The following is a 19524-nucleotide window of genomic DNA, read 5'->3' as shown; positions in this document are numbered from 1 at the left end:
GGGTTACTGCGCAACTTTTCGTTGCTGGAAGTACTCTTTTAATGGGATCAACAACACTAACATGGCAAGCGCAAATATGCCTAAAGTTAGTGGCCTCTCCCAAATAAAGCTAATAGAGCCATCCGAAATCATCATGGCGCGGCGGTAATTGCGTTCGATCATATCGCCGAGAATAAACCCAAGGAGCAAAGGTGCCATCGGGAAACTCAATAATCTCAGCACCACCGCCACCAAGGCAAAACCTACCATCATAAACAAATCAAAGGTATTAAATGACACCAGATACACGCCAATCAAGCTAAAGAATAAAATCATCACCGTGAGAACTGAGCGTGGCAGAGTCAAAGCCTTTGCAAAATAAGGGATCAGTGGCAAATTTAAAATCAGCAGCACAATGTTGCCAAAATACATGCTTACAATTACCGACCAAAACACCGTAGGATTGTCCTGCATTAACGTAGGACCCGGCTGAATACCATAAGCAATCAGCGCCCCTAACATAATCGCAGTGGTGCCAGACCCTGGGATCCCAAGCGTTAACAAGGGCACAAACGACCCAGTACAAGCGGCATTGTTTGCCGACTCAGGTGCCGCTAAGCCGCGAATTTCACCACGCCCAAAACGCTCACGAATGGCTTTGGGTGCCAAATTTCGCTCTGTCGCATAAGCCATAAAACTTGCTATCGTTGCGCCAGCCCCCGGCAATACGCCAATGATAAATCCTAAAATTGAAGAGCGCCCCACAACTGGCGCCATTTCTTTCACCTCAGCGCCAGATAGTTTTGTTGAGCCAATAACGGGGGTGTCATCATCATTCGAACCTTGATTAGCTTTTTCAGGACGGATCACGTTGATCAGCGCCTCAGACAATGCAAAGGTTGCCATTGCGACCAACAAAAAGCTTACGCCGTCTAGCAAGTCCGCCTGACCAAAGGTAAAACGCTCAGTTCCAGATGAAGGGTCTATTCCCACCGTTGACAGCATCAAGCCAAATACGGTCATCATCATGGCTTTTAAAAATTGCCCTTTTGCAGAAAAAGCAGCAATCGCAGTCAAGCCCAAAAACATCAACATCACATAGTCTGGAGACTGAAAGCTTAAGCTCACTTTTGCAAGTAGTGGTGCGGCTATCATAAGCATCAACGCACCAATCGTTCCGCCAGTAAATGAAGCATAAGCGGCAATAGCCAAAGCCTTACCCGCATGTCCTTGTTTTGCCATTGGATAACCGTCAAATGACGATGCCACAGTACCAGCTACACCGGGAGCATTAATCAAAATAGAGGAAGTCGAGCCACCAAAAATTGCGCCGTAATATACGCCCGCCATTAAGATCATACCGGAGTCGGCACCGATGTTGTAAGTGATAGGGATCATCAACGCAATCGCCGTGATTGGCCCTAAGCCGGGCAACATGCCGATAAAAGTACCGACAAAGCAGCCAACAATTACGTACAGTAAGTTTTGCCACATAAAGGCCGTGGACAGGCCAACTAAAATACCGTCTAACATGGCTTAACTCCAAAACTCACCTGGAACCAGATAGATCCCAAGTAGCTGCGTCATAATGGCCCAAAACACGATAACCACAGGTACTGACGCCAATAACAAAATTTGTTTACGTCGCTCACCCATAATTAAAAAGCCACAGCCTAAAAACAAAATGGTCGAAACAATAAACCCGAGTTCCTCAAGCACACTGCTGTAAATAAGCATCAATACAATCAGTGCTGCACATTGAGCTATGGTTGCCTTGGAGATAGTCTCCGCTTCTTCACGTTTATCAAGCGCAGGGACGCCTTTAAACAGTGTTGCGGCAATCGACAAAAGACAAACAATAATGCCAATCAGCGCGTATACCTTAGGCAAAGTTGCTGAGTTTACCGCCTCGTATTCTTCAAAAGGCATAATCGGGATTTGCCAAGCAGATACCGCATAGAGTGAAAACAGAATTAAAAACAGCACTGGGCCTAACAATTCTCGGTTTAACATAGTGAATTACCCACTTTTAGGTGATGCAGTAACCTCACTGCAACCACCTATTTAATTTAATCAGCGTCTAACGAAACCCAATTCTTCCATCACCACTTTCAGCTGTGCTTCTTGTGCCTCTAGCGCCTCAATAAACTCGTGCTGTGGCTTAAATAGATTCAACCAACCGTTGCGTGCGCGTACCGCTTCCCACTCTTTGCTTTGCACCAGTTTTTGTAATCTCACGGTATATTCGTCGAGTTTTGCTTGAGGGAGATCCGGAGCCGCAAAAAAACCACGCCAGTTAACAAATTCCATGTCATAGCCTAAAGACTTCAGGGTTGGGATCTCTGGATAGTCCGCGATAGGCTCTGGCGCAGTAACAGCAAGAATGCGCGCCTGACCACTTTTTGCCATGTCGAGCGCTTCACTTAATCCGGTCGAGAGCATCTTCACCTCGCCAGACAATAAACCGGCCTTAGCTTTGCCACCGGCATCGTAAGGAATGTAACGCAGCTTACGACCATCAACGCCTGCTGCTTTTACAGCTTGTGCTGCAACGAGATGATCCATACTGCCGCGAGCAGAACCACCCGCGACTGTCACAGAGCCCGGGTTTACTTCTAGACGAGCAATCACCTCCTGCCAGCTCTTAAAAGGCGAATCATCACGCACCACGAATGCACCATAATCGGCAATTACGCTGGCAACGGGCGTTAAATCACGATAACTATAGGGGATCTTACCCGACAACGCGCGCAGCACGATTGGCGTTGAATTAACCATCAACATATCGCCTTTTTTATTGCCCGATTCAATCAAATAAGCAATAGCACGGCCGCCACCACCGCCTGACATATTCTGAAACGATGCATTGGACTCAAGCCCTGATTTCACTAACGCCTCGCCCACAGCTCGAGCCGTGGTATCCCAGCCACCACCTGGACCACCGGGAATTAAAAAGTGGGTATCCGCTAATACCTGAGTAGACATCATCGCCACGCCAGCCATTGCTAACTTGAGATGCTTTAATGCAAACTTCATAACCTGCTCCCGTTAAAATAGATACTGCAAGCGTGCAGCAAAGCCAAATCCTGAATCTTCGTCACCAACCAACGCGGTACTTCCAGCGCCTGAAACATCCGCATAGACAAGGTTAGCCATGAACTTTAAGCTGCTGGAATGGTAATAGGTACCGCCCAGTGTGTAGGCGTCGACTTGCGTGCCTTGGTTGGCGTTTTCAGCATCCATGCTGGAAATACGTGCAACCAACTCCCACGCATTTTTTACCCCTTTAGGCTGCTTAAATACCGCAGAGCTTGCGGAATATTGTTTGTGTTCACCGGTCAGGAAATAGCTCAAAGACAAGTGATAACCCGAAATATCTCCCCCATCTAATGCAGAAGTAGGGTCGAGGGTATCTAAGTTGCGTGTGGCATATTCGGCCTCAAGCATAAAGGCATTATGTTGATAAGCGAGTTCTAACCCGGCTTGTGACATGCTATCAAGGGCAACGACATCACCGCCTGCAGCATAATCCACGAGGCGCACTTTGGCTTCGCGTACTTCACCGCGAGCAAGGCGATTACCCAGCGTAGCACCGCCCATATCACGGTACGAACCCCAACCACCTAAATGCAGGGTTTTACCGGGAGTGTGTTGCGACCAAGTCAAACGCCCCGAATAGGCAAGTGCCAGACGGTCATCTTGGTCACGCCCAGATGCACCAAAGGCGTCGTTTTTATATACCCCTAACGCATAGCGAAAACCGGAATCTTTAAAATATTGATAAGCTGATGCGCCCCATCGAAAGTAAGGAGAAAACGTATCAGCGATAGAGCTGCGCTCTATGGTATTGATGTGTTTGCTGCTGGTGAGCGCATTCAGGGTGATATCTTCTCTTAATTTACCAAACTGAAAGCGCGGGCCGTTGTTCCAGCCGGTATAACGCACTCTTACAGTGACTATCTCGGCATCGCCTTCAGCAAAATCGAGTAGTAACTTGTGTTCCCAGTCGCCTTGCTCACTCTCTACATAGGTGCGGATCCGGCGCGGAAAAAAGTCGCTGGCGGCATTACCCTCATTATCGGCGCTGTATGCACCACTAAAATGGTTAAAATCGAGTTGTACACGCCCACCAAACTCAAGGTTCAGTGATTTATTGGACTGTAATTCCTTTAATTGCGCTTCTAGCTTTGCAATCTTGCTGGCTAGTGCTTCATCTTGTTGTGCCAAAACGGGGCAAGCAGTTACTGCAATTAATGACATTGCTGCAACTGGCTTCATTATTGTTGTTCTCATTGCTCTGTACTCATTTGTCTTAAACGTATTGTGACTAGCGACTACAACCTGCTATCAAGTACGAGCTTATTGTTAACCCTCAATTAACCATAGATTGCGGAAATAAGTTGATTAAGTTGAGTAAAACGCGTTTTGTGCATAAAAATCATGAGCAATATGCACAAAACCCAAAGTAGTGTGGAAATAAATAACGAGTGAAGCGAAAGTATGACTACTGCGTTAATCAAAATATCTAAGATGTGGATGATGAATTAACCTAGCTTTTCTCTGAAGCTCTGGAAACGGTGAGCCTACAAAGCTCAATATAGAATAATACTTTGCCCCCTAGAATAAGCAGAAATAAGACACACAACACACCAAAAACCATCACATTAATAAAACAATACACTCAATAAATTTAAATTTGGTGTAATTCCAATCACTTAGATCTAAATAAGAATTATTTTCAAAAAGAACGTTGACAGCCCTTCAAATCTAATTGATAATCACTATCAACAAGGCGAGAGTGACGGCTCAACTTGTTATCACAATAGTTTCTTGACCCGAAACAAGGCTGGTATCCACAACTACCAAGGACGTTAGCAGGCACTTGCATTGCTCCTCGTATTTAGACGCTAACTCCACTTTTTACTTGCTACATTGCTCATATCGGTGACGGTAGATATGAAATCAAAAAGCCCTGCTCAGGGCTTTTTTTATGCCCAAAATTTATTTTCACTTCGGTATTTCCTAGAAAAACAGCCACACTAATATTAATGAGAATTATTTTCAAAAAAGTATTGACTCATTGTTAAATCTAACTGATAATCACTATCAACAAGACGGCAACGTGTTGTTTCGCCAACTCAGTTAGTAAGGTTGATAGTTGTAAAGCCCTGTCTACCTGATGTACTCACTACCTTGAGATTGGCATTAGTACTCTAGTTTGTTTCTCGACCCTGAAACACGGCTGGCCAACGTTAATGGCTTGAATGAACTTAACTCAGTCGCCCCTAAACCTGACTAAGTTTATTCTCACAATTTACTTGCTACATTGCTCATATCGGTGACGGTAGATATGAACGTAAAAAGCCCTGCTCAGGGCTTTTTTTATGCCTAAAATTTATACCAATTTTCAACGCTTACCGAAAAACAGCTGCACAAATATTAATGAGAATTATTTTCAAAAAGGTATTGACCTAGCGGCTAATCTAATTGATAATCAATATCAACAAGAGAACATGCTCTTGCTGATTCGACCCTGAATCGTGTTGTCGGTGATGTGCTACAACGCCCCTTGATGTGTATCACTGGCAACCACTTTTTACTTGCTACATTGCTCATATCGGTGACGGTAGATATGAATCAAAAGGCCCTGCTCAGGGCTTTTTTTATGCCTACATTTTCTATCAGCGTTTGTTCAGCTGTAATGTCGTGTAATCGTTTTCTTTTACTAGAATCCGTATCATTCCATTTTTCCAAAAATAACAATAATATGAACGCTCGACGCTACCGTTATAACATGTTGTTAAGCCTGCTGCTGCTGGTAGGGTTTATTTTCACCAGCTGGATAAGTATCGAGCATGCTAAACAATCGTTGTATAAAGGGGTGAGCGATGATGCTCTGCCACTCACCAGCCATCTGATTGATTTAGATATACAAAAACGGCTTCAAGCTCCAATTATTGTTTCTCAGCAAATGGCAAATAACGTCTTTATTAAACGTTGGCTAACGTCTTCACAGCAAGACCCTGCGCTTATTTTCACCTACTTAGAAGATACTCGAGTATTACATCACGCAAAAACGAGCTTTTTAGTGGATGACAAGAACCTCACTTATTACCACTTTGATGGTAACACCCAGCAGTTAGACATCCGTGCCAAACAAAATGATTGGTACCGAGAAAGCCTGCATAGCGATGCTGACTATGCGCTCAATGTTGATATAGACCAAAGAGATAACAACGAAGCCATTGTTTACGTCAATCATAAAATAAGGCAAAACAACGATGTAATTGGCGTTGTTGGGGTTGGCATCTTATTGGCTGATTTACATAATTTAATCGAACAATACGAAGCCAGCTACGCACGAAAACTGTACTTTATTGACCACAAAGGCAGGCTATTATTTTTTAACGATCAGACTCTATCTGGCACCAGTATTCATGATCGTTTTCCAACCCAAGCAACGGCGCTGCTCAATCAATCCGAATATCAATTTCGGTTGGAAACTGACGACCATGCCGAGTTTGTCCATTCGCGCTATTTGGACTCTATAGGCTGGTATTTAATTGTTGAGCAAACAATAGATAAATCCAGTGGAATAAGCGACATACTCACAACCAATTTATGGGTAGGGAGCCTAGTCACCTTATTAATATTGGCCGTAGCGCAGTTGACGTTTAACCATTATCAAAAACGCTTAGAAAAAATGGCGAAGTACGACAAACTCACCGATACCTTTAATCGCCAAGCCTTTGAGCCACAGCTTCAGCACCATTTAGCGAAAGCGCGTACCCAATCAACTCCAGTAGTGATGCTGATGATGGACATTGACCACTTCAAACAAGTGAACGACCAACATGGCCATGTGGTTGGCGACAGAGTGCTGCAATGCTTCTCGAACGTATGTAAACGCCAGATAGAAAACAACGGTTTGTTGTGCCGCTGGGGAGGTGAAGAATTTATGGTATTGCTACCCAAAGCGACGTTAGAACAAGGAATTGCGATTGCTGAGAAGATCCATGTTGCTCTAGAGCAGGCGGAATGTGAGGTCAAAGTGACTGTCAGTATTGGCGTTGCACAATACCATATTGATGAATCAGAAGATGGTTTTATAAAGCGCGCCGATGCCGCGCTCTATTGCGCCAAACAAGGCCGGAATCAAACCAAATTCGCCGCTTAGCGGCGATTCTTACGCGCTCTTGCGCGGCGCTGACGTTTTTCGTCTTCACGCGCGGCCTTTTTAGCCTCAGCTTGTGCTCGTAACTCAGCAACCATTTCTTCTTCCGACTCTCGCATTTCCGGCGTTTCCATCGTGATCTGCCCGATAACAGCATCACGCAGTTCGTTGATTAAAATCTCCGACATCTTATGCGTATCGACCTGATTGCCGCCCTTTACACAACCACGCTTGCGGCCAGCCATCTCGATAAATGTCCAATCACAGTCCGGTAATTCGTCGAGCTTGTAACGTGCTTTTAAAAGCTCTGGATATGCACCTAGCAGATATTCAGCGGTGTAACTCGCCACTTCTTCATAATTGATAGCCGTATCGCGAATAGCACCCGTTGCCGCCAAACGATAGCCCGAGTTTTCATTCTCAACCTTTGGCCACAACATACCCGGCGTATCGTAAAGCATAATGCCGTCTTCAAGCTTAATACGCTGTTGCGCTTTAGTTACCGCTGGTTCATTACCTGTTTTTGCAACAACTCTGCCAGCAAGGGTATTGATAAGCGTCGATTTACCCACATTTGGAATACCCATGATCATGGCTTTTAGCTGCTTATCTTGACCCACTTTATGAGGTGCAAGCTTTTTGCAAAGCGCATTAATACGCTGTACTTCATTCGCCTTATCATGACCAAACGCCAGCGCTTTTACACCGCTCTCGCGTTCAAAATACTCCATCCACTGCTTGGTCAGTTCAGGATCAGCAAGGTCCGCTTTGTTCATGATTTTGATAACCGGCTTGTCACCGCGTAACTGCCCTACCATAGGATTTTCGCTACTATAAGGAATACGAGCATCCAGCACTTCAATAATGACATCCATCTGCGGCATGATCTCTTTGATCTCATTGCGCGCTTTATTCATATGCCCTGGGAACCACTGTATTGCCATTATAACCACCTGTATTAATTAACTTTAAAAGCTCATATGTTGAACACCTTGCCAAGCTCACACCTACCATATCGCCATTCGTACGAAGCAAGAGATAAGTAAAGGATACAACATAGGGTACTAAACGCTTTTAATACAGCCGCAGTACCTCATCACTAAGTTGGTTATTCTACTATAAATTGACAGTATTGGGTTAATGGCTTTGTTAGTACGACGATTCAAAGCCGCCTCATCCATATTCACCCAATCATTTTGCTAACGTATGTTCCCCATTAGGGCTGCCCTTCAGCCCTCTGATTTTTTCTAATACGTCGGGTGAGTATACAGCTCATAATCAGTGCAGGGACTGTAATTAAAATGACATAAGGTGTTACCAAGATAAGAACTGCCAAGTTTGATTCCGAAAAGTATATAATCCAAACATACATACTAAAAATCAGCATAATGCTGCCGTACAAGTAGTTTCTTACTATTTCACGAATCAACCTTATACCTTTAAAACTCAACATCAATTTGGAAAAAGCAAGTGGAGTTGACTTTGCGACTAGGTCCACCATTAATAAGTACAAAAAAGATGACAATGAAAAGTACGTACCATTAAAGGCTAAATTGACAAATTCTAAAAGTGGCAAGCTAACGAAAACAAATAGAAAAGTTAATATATTGTTATGGTTAAATTTATCATTCATAAATTTATTTCTTTTTGAATCCTAACAACATAACTATAATTATTTTTAACGTAGTTCTTAATTTTTTCATACTTTTTATTCTGCATCGACTTTACCGAGTACCACTCCAAAATATTGATACCAAACTCAGACTTTGGAGCACCGAAAACGGTTACAGCCTTTTTAAATTCCTCTACATCAGTCTCACCTTGTAAATAATAGAAACTAAAATTCTTACCATAAAGATATAAACCACTTAGGGAATCTAATTTATTTTTTGACAAGCGAGAGATAAGCCATTTATTTTCTGACAAATAACCAGCAACTCTAGTTATGTTAAACAATTGTTTTTGCTCTTTCCAAGACCCATTTCTATGTAGAAAATAGAACTCATTAACACTTATCCCATTCCTTGAATAGTATGCATGCTCTTGATCATTAACATAACCATACAACTCTTCAGAAGGGACTCTCTTAAAATCATCTAAGAATACTGACGGCTTATCATCTATATTATCTATTGAAGAAAGATAATATACATAATCTTGATAAATAGGCTGACCTTGAAATAACTTTAACGAACCATCTAAGTCAAGACCTTTTATTTTTTCTTTAAGCTCACCAAACCCTACTGCACCTATAAACTTTGCCTTTGTAAAGTCTACATCTTGATACCTACACCTATTATAAAAGTTATAATGTTTATAATTATCAAAAGCTAACTTGATCTTTTTCAATCTATCTTTTCGTTGCAATTCCTTTCTGTTAAAAACCTCGCCATAAACGCGCAAATCTATAAAATCAGAAATCACCAACCTTTCATTTATACTATAACCATCCAAGTTAACCATATCCCCTCGCAAGGAATTTGAACTGGCATCAACATTTAATTCATCTTGCAACTTTTTTATTAATTCAAACCTCTTCTTCGACAACAAGTAATTGGTCAAAGAAAAACTTCTCCCTGAAATGTATATTAACAACTCATGTTTATTACCATCATAGTATTTTTTCAATAAATCTATAAATGCTTCATCACTTTTATTCTCCAGCAAGATAGTAAGAGATGATTTTGAAACTCGATAACCTAAAGTAGCCAAGCTTTCTACATAATCATCACCAACATCATAAATCAAGGCTAATTCTAGAGTATTAAAGTCCCATCCAGTTACAATATTGTGGTGACTAGCTTCCCCTGATATTACCTTTACCACAGCATCAACAACTAAAGATTTTGTGATCTCAACTTCATCTGACTCAATATCAATATCGTTGAACCAATCCCTTTCGTAATAAACATAGGGCCTCTCAACATTTCCACCAAACCCATCAAAATAAAAGTAATTACAATTAGAAGAAAAGGAGAATGGTGAAAAAAATAAACCTATTAAAAAAATATTTTTTGATAAGTGATTCATTTTCTCGTTCCTAGATAGCCCCAAAAATAGGGGCCGTGAGTTAGCTTTTAAAATATTCGTGAATTATAGGTTTGCAAATTTGTAAATTATCGTGCCATTCATAACATGCAGATTCTTCTTGGTCCGAGTTATAATAGGACTTCCCAAAACCCTTTACTCCTCTAGCAAAAAGCGTCGCTGTTTTATTACATCTATAATTAAACTCTATATCTTTTTTCCCTTCGCAGACTTTTCCCATTTTACTTTACATGTCGCAGCCATATCTGCGTGAAATTGATCGTCACAATTCTTTTGTCCTGAATCAAGAGTAGAATAACACTTATCATGGCTGTTGCAGCTATCTCTAAAAACTCCATCCCAGCTATTAAGTATATCAATAGAACCTATTTCTGAGCTACAACCATCGACTGATATTGTTGGTTTTAACAATGGATCACAAGAGTCTGGTTTTTGATCTGCATAATTACCACAGAGCCATCGAACCTCAGCATCAAATGCTCTTGCTTCTTTTTCTCTTTGCTCAGAGCTAGAGTTATCGTACCCATAACGATCACCCAAAGTTTCAAATGTACGACTTAAATTACTAACAGAATGCCGAAATCGGCTCTTCGGAATAGCAACGCCATTTACTTGTATCCTCTCAATAGCATATGCACTTTTAAAGCCGACTGATAGCGAGTTACTATTTGATAGTTCGTAAGCATCGATATCAACATTTAATAAAGCAGCCCCTATCAGACTAAAGATCAAACTCTTTTTTATATTCATTTCATTCCTTTTATTAACTTTTCATGTAACTTATTGTGGTAATTGAAAATATGCTTTGAAATTATAACGTTACCGACTCTTCCAAATATTGGTAAGACTTCAACAACACCTTTTTTCTTAAGGTTAATATAAAAATCATCTTTTACTCCCTCTACACTTTCTATAAAAACCCCTTTATCAACCAGAACATTAAATAATTTATAAAACCTTTCTTCATCCGTCACCCTATAATCTCGCACCACATTAAAAACCAAGGATTCCTTTTCATTGTTAAAGTAATTGGTCAACTCCTTTCCCATTTCTAATAGTGTTCTTAACTCTGGAGAGTTAGCAAAACTCTCATAGGATGAAAGAGATTTAAAACATAGTTCGTTGTAAATTTCTTCAGTTTTCTTTGAAAGATGAAGTCTAGGACAATATAAGCTATACTTTTCTTCGACTAAGCTTAGAAATAAAGAGCGAGCGGTCCTTCCATTCGCGTCAATAAATGGGTTTATAGCTACAATTCTAAAATATAAAAAAAGGTTACAAGTTAAATTATTCCCAACTCTTTCCTTGTTAAATATTTTTATCGTATCGTTAATTAAAATTTTAATTTTACTGGGTTCAGGTGGTATATAAATTTTATCATTTTCACTCCTACCAACCCATGACTTATGAGTCCTATAGCCTGGAAGCTCTAAACTGAGGCTTTTATTAATTAAATAAATTTCACTTTCCTCAAGTTCCCTTCCCCTCAAACCAAAATCAATAGTTTTATAGAACTTCCCTCTCAATCTCAATATATTTTCAATTTTTATTTTTTTAATGAATAACTATAATAATCATGTAAAACCAACTCCATTGGTAGTATATTTTTTAATTGTCTAACACAGAAACTCGAAGATACATATCTGTAAATAAAGTTCTTATAATTATGATCGATCTTGCGTAGACCTAGTTGCATTAAATACCACCATTTTGTAATTACTTTACTGCTAAAGGACTCAATACAGGTACATCATCATACTTTTAACATATGTCAATTATAATTTATTTTTTGAGTTATTACTCAAATAACACTTGGATCTAGCTTTGCTCCATCCTCACCCCAAACAATTAACATTTAATTAACCTTATAATGTAATTAGAACAGAATACTGATGGATTGATAGGAAAAGACTTATAGTAGGGATACCAACGCCACAATTAAGTAATAATCCACTCAAAAGTTGAGTGGATTATTCAAACTCAAGAACTCACAACGTAAACTTAGACAGTAGCGCTTCTTGTTCATGGGCGTTTTTAGCGAGTTCTTCGCTGGCGCTGTATTGTTTGTCAGAAAAGCTGCCGACTTCGACACTAATATCGTTGATATGTATTGTATTTTTATTGATTTCTTCAATCACCACACTTTGCTCTTCTATGGCTGTTGCGATTTGAATATTGCGATCCATAAGCTCTTTTACTGCCTCTGAGATTTCTTCTAGCATATGTGTCGCTTGCTCGGTTTGTGACACACATTGCTGGGTTTTATCTCGGCTACTTCCCATAGATTGCTGAACTTGAATGGACGAGGCTTGGATCTGGTCGATCATGGACTTAATTTCGGTGGTGGATTCCTGTGTTTTTGATGCTAGAGAACGCACTTCATCGGCCACAACCGCAAAACCACGACCTTGCTCTCCGGCACGTGCGGCTTCAATTGCAGCATTAAGTGCCAGTAGATTGGTTTGTTCTGCAATGCCATTGATGACCGAAAGAATATTCTCAATATTTTGGCTGTATTCTGCAAGTTGCGTACTCAACTCGTACGATGCAGTAATATCGTCAGCCAAAGCATTAATTTGGCTTCGCGCTTTAAAGAATATTTCTTGCCCTTCGGAGGTCTTTTCATTTACAGAGGTGATAGAGCTTGCGGCTTGCTGCGCGTTACCTGCGATTTCGGTCGAGGTAGTACTCATTTCATTCATCGCGGTAGCGAGGTTTTCAATTAGGCTAACTTGTTGATCAAGTTTCTGTGAAGAATGCGTCGACAGCTCTTTGGCGGCATCACTGCTTATCACCACGTCGTCTGCACGTTCTTTTACATTACTTACTAACCCATGCAAAAAGCCCAAGAACAAATTAAATTGTCGCGCTACCGTGCCGCACTCATCTTCGTTAACAATTTTTAAGCGCTGAGTTAAGTCACCGCCCCCACTTGCCATGCCGGTGATTGCAGATTCCAAATCCCGTAATGGTTGGAGTAAGTGAATTGCTAACGTCCGTACGCAGAATACTCCAATAGCCACGGCTAAAATAGCAATGATCAGGGAGTTTATTGTAATTTCAGTCAGTGTTTTGTAGGCTTTTGATTTATCGATTAATACCGCCAAATACCAGTCCGTACCAAAGGTGTTATCAAGCGAATGTAAGTAAAACAACCTTTTGCCTTCTTTGGTATCCACTTCTTGCAACTTATCTACGCTATCTAAGCGTAAAGCTGGATATACCTGTTGCAATTTTTTGCCGTTAAATTCGGCATGTTGATGAGAAATTACATTACCAGACTTGTCGACCAAAAAGGCATAGCCCGTGTTATCAAAGTTAACCTGATTGACACTATTAGCGATGGTTTTTAGGCTTAAATCTCCCCCAATTACCCCTTTAAAATTACCGTTCACCATGATGGGAGACACCACCGACAGCAATAATTCACCTGTCGCCGCGTCTGTATATGGACTGGTATAAACGGTTTTATTTTGGTTTTTTCCAAGCTGATACCAAGCTCGCTCTCTAAAATCTACGCCCGGAGGATTTTTGCGAGCGGGGTTGTTCGATCTGAGCCCTTCCTCATTAGCCAAAGTGCCAAAAGCCAGCAAAAATTCGTTTTTAAACACTGGTGTATTCAGTGCTTGTTGAAAGTTATCATCGCTAAAGTTTTGCTCTAACTGACTTTTTATCACATTAATTTGCGTTGCTTTACCGGCCAGCCAATTCTCTATGCTCACGGCCAGCAATTGCGTGCTATCTGTTACATAGGCATGGGTTTTGGTTTTCACCGAATCGCTAACAAACCAGTAAGTAGAAAGCGTCGTCGTCGTGATGATCAATAAGATCACTATGGCAGAAGTCACAGAGAACTTAGTGCGGATCTTCATATTCAACAGCCTGAATAAAAAGTGCTCGAATATCAAAAGTGTTGTCTATAATTCGATTATTGGCAACTGAGCGATGTAAAAACCATGAATTTTACTTTGAGCAACTCAACCGCACTGATTGGCCTAGCCTGTTTACTGACTTCTTCAGTAGCTTTAGCAACCGATCGACCTGTCACCATGGCCGACATTGAAAATCTTGAGCGGCAATTAGCTGAGCTTAAAGCTCGGTTTATGACGCAAAATAGCGAACTAAAGGCCGCAGCTCCAATGGCAAAATCAACACCACAAAGTGACCCGGTAAAACCACCTAGCGAGCCCTCAACCACGCTCAAAACCTATGCCACAATACGCCCGACATTTGGCGTAATCAATCAAGATGACGCAAGTAACTGGGATGTTCGTGACGCCTTATCCCACGCAGGGATTAAAGTAACTCATGAATTTATGCCGGGCTGGCAGGCCGAACTTCATGGTGAATGGGGCATCGATCTCGCCAATGAAGGAAATTTTGGCAAGTCACGCCGTGCTTATACTGCGCTAGGTACACCGTATGGTCGATTTGGCATTGGCAAACAAAGGCCTGCACAGTATCTGTTTATTGCCGAATACGTTGATATTTTTAATCACGCCAGTAGCCCATTTGCTTACGATCCAGAGAGTATTTTTTTCGTTGATAATTTAGTCACTTACCGCTACGAATTGGGGCCAATGACGTTTATCGCCGCAGGCCAATTTAATGGTGATAAGGGCGATAATCAAACGGATTTATTCAACACTGGGTTAAGTTACGATAACGCAGGTTTACACGCGGCGATTACTTATCAACAAAACGATGTGTACGATAACGAGCAACATATTGGCGAAAACCAACTTTGGTCTGGTGCGCTGGCTTACCAATTTACCTCCCGCTTTTACGCTGCAATGGCATATCAGGACAAAGACTATCAACGCGTGGAAGCTCTTGATTCTCGACAAGGCCACACCTTTGATCTTTCGTTGGCCTATCAACTCGCAAAACACTATAAACTCAAAACCGGATATTTTGATTTTGATGACGGTTACGGCAGTCATGATCCGCTTAATCAAAGCTTCGATGGCTACAATGTTACACTTGAGTGGCTACCAACACCGCCCCTCAGAGTGCACTTGGAGTATTTGAACAAGTCCTTCGACAACCAAATCGATATGGACTCCATCTCCATTGGCTTTAGGTACGATTACAAGCAAGAGTGGCAATTTGATTAGTTAGAATAATAATTTCTAATTTGGATTGATTTATACATCAAGTATTCAAGTGAGGGTGGTACACTCGCGCAAGGCTTAGAAGTATTCAAGTTTAAAGAGGCGGTATGAACCACGCTCCTATTCCACTCAATATTACCGCGAGCGCCAAAATCGAGAGCATTGTGGTGCTACACGGCTTGTACATGTCTGGCTTTGTGATGCGGCCGCTTAGCGCTCGCTTAGGTAAATCGGGCTACCGTATTCTCAATTTAAGCTATAACACATTAACGCCAGATATTGATGAGATCTGCGCCGCTATTGATACTTTTGTTGGCGATCGCCCCGCCGCCCTCGTTTGCCACTCCATGGGAGGCTTAGTTGCAAGAGCATATTTAGAACGAGGTTCTGCCGCGAGCAAGCAAGTAAAAAAAGTGGTAACCTTGGGGACACCACATAAAGGCAGTGCCATTGCCAAGCATATGCACGACAAAGGACTGGAGCTACTGTTAAAAAACAGTGTGGAGTTTTTATTATCTAACAATCAAGATTGGCCTTTCGACGCCAAGCTTTACAGTATTGCCGGTGACTTACCCATTGGACTAATGCCACTGCTACAAAAAGGTAGCCAGTCGGATGGCACTGTGCTGTTAGAAGAAACCAAGCTCAGTGGCATGGCCGAGCACAAAGTATTTCATCTCAGCCATACCAGCTTAATATATTCCCGTGCGGTAATGGACTATATCTGCGAGCTGTTAGGGAGGCCTTAGTGCTCTGCGCTTGCAGCTACTTTGTAAGCAATCACTGCGATCAAGCCAACTAATAACGGTACTGGCGCTGCAATATAGCCAAAGGTATCTGAGTTTGCGATGCTTGCGCCAGCTAAGTGACCTACGAGCCCAACAACAAAAGCCACTAAAGCGATAACAACGACGACGAGTTCCATTTTATGTTCTGATTTTGTTTTGCCTTTCATACTCATTTCCTCAAGTAGTAGACACCGCGTTTTTTGTGTCTTGATGAAATGATTATGCGCTTATGATGCGGCGATATTTTGACCTAAATCAAGTTTAAAACCGCCAAAATACGAACGAGATTAAACACTTGTCTTAGATCAAAAACTACGCGCTCTGGTAAGGCTTTGGGAAAAGTTGGCAAGCTTTATTCCCGCCAAGTATTCATGTCACCTTGTTATTGTTGAGCGCTTTTTGGGGTTTCATCTTGTTTTTTACCACGCTCATCCCAACGTCATATTGTATTAATATTTAATATGTTTTTATTTTATTAATTGATTTTTCCGATTAAACACTTTGATTTTAATCATTGGGCAATCACCCAAGGTTGCGCCATACTGACTGTGAATCAACAAGGAGCATCGCATGACAAACATTAATTCTATCGGTTTAGACAAAGCAAAGAGCCAAGCGCTAGTAACGTCACTTAATACGCTACTAAGCAGCTACCAAATTCAATATATGAATGCCCGTGGTTTTCACTGGAATATCAAAGGTCGTGAGTTTTTTGAACTACACCTAAAATTTGAAGAAATTTATACGCTATTACTTGAGAAAGTCGATGAAATCGCAGAGCGTATTTTGACAATTGAAGGCAACCCATTGCATGCGTTTTCTGATTATTTGGAAACCAGCAAAATTCAAGAAGCAAAAGGGATCAGCAATGGTACGCAAGCACTAGAAACCCTGCTTGATGGCTACACAACGCTTATTTCTATGCAGCGTGAGATTCTAGCGCAGGCGGGCGAAGCCGAAGATGAAGGGACAGCTGCGCTAATGAGCGACTACATCAAAGAGCAAGAGAAGCTGGTGTGGATGCTTAAAGCATATTTAAACTAAGATTAAGGCTAGGGTGTACAAGTCGAGCTAAAAGCTACGACCTACAAGCGAGCCAGCTCCTACCTTGATTCTCCTCTGGTAGGAGCGAGTTTACCTCGCGATCTTTTATCTCGCTGTTGTCGAGTTAGAGCTAGGGTGTACAAGTCGAGCTAAAGCTACGACTTACAAGCAGAGCCAGCTCCTACCTAGGTTTTCCTCTGGTAGGAGCGAGTTTACCTCGCGATCTTTTATCTCGCTGTTGTCGAGTCAGAACTACGACCTACCATTCAATAAGCTGATAAAGAATGCCATTTCTAGCGCTCTTTCATGTAAGCTTTTAAATCGGCCTGAGGCACCACCGTGACCCGCTTCCAAGTCGGTTTTAAAGATCAGCACATTATCATCCGTTTTATATTCTCTAAGCTTAGCAACCCACTTCATTGGCTCCCAATACTGCACTTGCGAGTCGTGCAGACCTGTGGTGACTAGAATATTTGGATAGGCTTTGGCTTCAATATTGTCATACGGCGAATACGCTAAAATATTCTGGTAGTCCGCTTCATTATTCGGATTACCCCATTCATCATACTCGTTTGTGGTCAATGGGATTGACTCATCCAACATGGTAGTTAACACATCCAAGAAAGGCACATGGCAGCCTAACCCTAAATACAGCTCTGGAGCTTGGTTTGCAATTGCACCCATTAACAGGCCGCCTGCACTTCCGCCTGATGCAAACACTTTGTCTTTATGGCCGTAGCCCTGCTCAACCAAGGCCTTGGTAACATCAATAAAGTCGTTAAAGGTATTTTGCTTATGCGCTTTTTTGCCTTGCTCATACCATTCACGACCAAGCATCTCAGAACCTCGAATATGCGCAATCGCGTATACAAACCCTCTATCTAACAGGCTTAGAATTTGACTAGAGAAGTTAGGGTCGATAGTAATACCATAAGAACCATAGCCATACTGCAATAGTGGATTGCTACCGTCTTGATTAAACTTATCTTTTCGATACACCAAAGACACAGGGACTTTAACACCATCTCTTGCGGTTATATGCAAACGTTCAGAGTGATAATATTCAGGTTTAAAATCACCTAACACTTGCTGTTGCTTTTTCAGCGTCTTCTTACCAGTGGTTAAATCACAATCGTACACTGAGCTGGGAGTTGTCATACTCGAGTAGTGGATACGAATATTACTTGAACTTGGCTCAGGGTTATTTCCTACCGTAGCAAAATAACAAGCATCATCAAATCCAAGGTGATAGCTCTGCCCTTGATAATCATGGACAACAAAACGGATCTGCCCTTGTTCACGCTCAGTCAGCACAAAGTGACTATGGAACAGCTCCAAGCCTTCTAATAGTACATGGTCGCGATGGGCAACCAACTCTTCCCATTGCTCGACATCACCAACGGTTGCCGCTGTTGCACGCATTAAACGGAAGTTTTTAGCGTTCTTATTACTAAGGATGTAAAAGAACTCTCCCATTTTTTCAAGACCATATTCATGGCCAATTTCTCTTGGAATAAGAGTGCTAAACTCACCGCAAGGATCGTTTGCATCCAGTATTAACTGATCGCTCGTTTCCGTTGCTGCGAGATAGATATAAATAGCGCTTTCGTCACGACTTTTACCCAATCCCATATAAAATTGGCGATCTTGTTCTTCAAACACCAAAATATCATCGCTTTGTGGCGTTCCCAACACATGGCGATACACTTGGAAGCCGAGCAACGTTTGTTCGTCTTTTTTGACATAAAATACGGTTTTATTGTCGTTCGCCCAAATTACCTGACCTTCCGTGTTATACAGCACGTCTTGTAGTAGCGTATTGGTGTTTAAATCAAGAAACTTGATGGTATAAATTCGACGCCCGTCGGTATCTTCACTATAGGCAAGCAGTTGCTCGTCTGGGCTTACAGTAATATCACCGATGTCATAAAACTCGTTGCCAGCGGCTAACTGATTAATGTCTAACAGCAGTTTTTTATCCGACAAATCTTCTTGTGATGCACGATAATACTTAGCATATTCCTCATCACCACTCACTTCACTCACATACCAATAGTTGCCATCTTTTGCGGGCACTGAGCTATCGTCTTTTACGATACGACCTTTCATTTCTTCAAACAGCTGGGTTTGCAGTGCTTGGTGAGGCGCCATTTGCGCTTCACAGTAATCATTCTCTGCTTTGAGGTGTGCCAACACATCAGCATTTTTACGCTCGTCATCACGCATCCAGTAGTAGTTGTCGATACGCTCATGATTATGGTGCAGCAAGGATTTCGGCTGCTTTTTGGCTAGCGGTTTAGTTTTTTCCATCACCAAGTTGTCATCCTAAATTCGTTATTTTTCGCCAGTGTATCATGATTCAAGAGCCATACCAGCG

15 protein-coding genes are annotated in these 19524 nt (G+C 41.8%); 4 read left to right on the top strand and 11 right to left on the bottom strand.

Annotated features, from left to right (window positions below; translation table 11 throughout):
• Positions 1 to 3: 3 nt before the first annotated feature.
• Genes MHN32_RS07240 through MHN32_RS07225 form a run of 4 tightly spaced genes read right to left on the bottom strand, consistent with a single transcriptional unit; the run spans position 4 to position 4257 of the window.
• Positions 4 to 1512: a tripartite tricarboxylate transporter permease gene (locus tag MHN32_RS07240; protein ID WP_010606897.1), complete on the bottom strand. Its 1509-nt coding sequence runs from the start codon at positions 1510 to 1512 to the stop codon at positions 4 to 6.
• Between the two features lie 3 nt (positions 1513 to 1515).
• Positions 1516 to 1992 (bottom strand): tripartite tricarboxylate transporter TctB family protein, encoded by a 477-nt coding sequence (locus MHN32_RS07235; RefSeq protein ID WP_239421391.1) that lies wholly within the window; start codon positions 1990 to 1992, stop codon positions 1516 to 1518.
• 60 nt (positions 1993 to 2052) lie between these two features.
• The gene (locus tag MHN32_RS07230; protein ID WP_239421390.1) at positions 2053 to 3015 is read right to left on the bottom strand and encodes a tripartite tricarboxylate transporter substrate-binding protein; all 963 of its coding nucleotides are present in this window, start codon (positions 3013 to 3015) and stop codon (positions 2053 to 2055) included.
• A gap of 12 nt (positions 3016 to 3027) precedes the next feature.
• A complete protein-coding gene (locus MHN32_RS07225) occupies positions 3028 to 4257 on the bottom strand; it encodes a porin (protein WP_239421405.1) in 1230 nt (409 codons plus the stop codon).
• A gap of 1489 nt (positions 4258 to 5746) precedes the next feature.
• Between MHN32_RS07225 and MHN32_RS07220 the strand changes: the two genes are divergently transcribed.
• The gene (locus MHN32_RS07220; RefSeq protein ID WP_239421389.1) at positions 5747 to 7156 is read left to right on the top strand and encodes a sensor domain-containing diguanylate cyclase; all 1410 of its coding nucleotides are present in this window, start codon (positions 5747 to 5749) and stop codon (positions 7154 to 7156) included.
• On the opposite strand, the gene ylqF is transcribed toward MHN32_RS07220, so the two are convergent.
• The 5 genes from ylqF to MHN32_RS07195 all read right to left on the bottom strand — a co-directional run bounded on the left by ylqF (position 7153) and on the right by MHN32_RS07195 (position 14073).
• Positions 7153 to 8097, bottom strand: coding sequence for a ribosome biogenesis GTPase YlqF (gene ylqF, locus MHN32_RS07215; protein ID WP_239421388.1), 945 nt, complete (start codon positions 8095 to 8097; stop codon positions 7153 to 7155). The two genes, MHN32_RS07220 and ylqF, sit on opposite strands and share 4 nt — an antisense overlap.
• Positions 8098 to 8782: 685 nt before the next feature.
• Positions 8783 to 10183 (bottom strand): hypothetical protein, encoded by a 1401-nt coding sequence (locus MHN32_RS07210; protein WP_239421387.1) that lies wholly within the window; start codon positions 10181 to 10183, stop codon positions 8783 to 8785.
• Between the two features lie 204 nt (positions 10184 to 10387).
• Entirely contained in the window at positions 10388 to 10951 is a 564-nt protein-coding gene (locus MHN32_RS07205) for a phospholipase (RefSeq protein ID WP_239421386.1), read from the bottom strand.
• Positions 10948 to 11727 (bottom strand): Fic family protein, encoded by a 780-nt coding sequence (locus tag MHN32_RS07200; protein ID WP_239421385.1) that lies wholly within the window; start codon positions 11725 to 11727, stop codon positions 10948 to 10950. Before MHN32_RS07200 ends, MHN32_RS07205 begins: the two co-directional genes overlap by 4 nt.
• Positions 11728 to 12189: 462 nt before the next feature.
• On the bottom strand, positions 12190 to 14073 hold the full coding sequence (locus MHN32_RS07195; RefSeq protein ID WP_239421384.1) for a methyl-accepting chemotaxis protein: 1884 nt from the start codon (positions 14071 to 14073) through the stop codon (positions 12190 to 12192).
• Positions 14074 to 14157: 84 nt separating this feature from the next.
• On the opposite strand from MHN32_RS07195, the gene MHN32_RS07190 reads away from it, so the two are divergent.
• Both MHN32_RS07190 and MHN32_RS07185 read left to right on the top strand, forming a co-directional pair.
• The gene (locus MHN32_RS07190; RefSeq protein WP_239421383.1) at positions 14158 to 15318 is read left to right on the top strand and encodes a porin; all 1161 of its coding nucleotides are present in this window, start codon (positions 14158 to 14160) and stop codon (positions 15316 to 15318) included.
• 104 nt (positions 15319 to 15422) lie between these two features.
• The gene (locus tag MHN32_RS07185) at positions 15423 to 16064 is read left to right on the top strand and encodes an alpha/beta fold hydrolase (RefSeq protein ID WP_010606909.1); all 642 of its coding nucleotides are present in this window, start codon (positions 15423 to 15425) and stop codon (positions 16062 to 16064) included.
• Here MHN32_RS07185 and MHN32_RS07180 read toward each other — a convergent pair.
• Complete coding sequence (locus MHN32_RS07180) at positions 16061 to 16270, bottom strand: hypothetical protein (RefSeq protein ID WP_010376516.1); 210 nt, start codon at positions 16268 to 16270, stop codon at positions 16061 to 16063. The genes MHN32_RS07185 and MHN32_RS07180 overlap by 4 nt on opposite strands.
• A 403-nt stretch (positions 16271 to 16673) precedes the next feature.
• On the opposite strand from MHN32_RS07180, the gene MHN32_RS07175 reads away from it, so the two are divergent.
• Positions 16674 to 17147 carry a Dps family protein gene (locus MHN32_RS07175; protein ID WP_010376518.1) on the top strand — a complete coding sequence of 158 codons (474 nt, stop codon included), beginning with the start codon at positions 16674 to 16676 and terminating at the stop codon, positions 17145 to 17147.
• Between the two features lie 252 nt (positions 17148 to 17399).
• On the opposite strand, the gene MHN32_RS07170 is transcribed toward MHN32_RS07175, so the two are convergent.
• A complete protein-coding gene (locus tag MHN32_RS07170) occupies positions 17400 to 19457 on the bottom strand; it encodes a S9 family peptidase (protein ID WP_174170219.1) in 2058 nt (685 codons plus the stop codon).
• Positions 19458 to 19524 lie beyond the last annotated feature (67 nt).

The organism is Pseudoalteromonas sp. Of11M-6 (assembly GCF_022347905.1).
Lineage (GTDB): Bacteria > Pseudomonadota > Gammaproteobacteria > Enterobacterales > Alteromonadaceae > Pseudoalteromonas.
The sequence above is the reverse complement of the archived record's forward strand: the minus strand, read 5'-3'. Positions and strand labels throughout refer to the sequence as shown.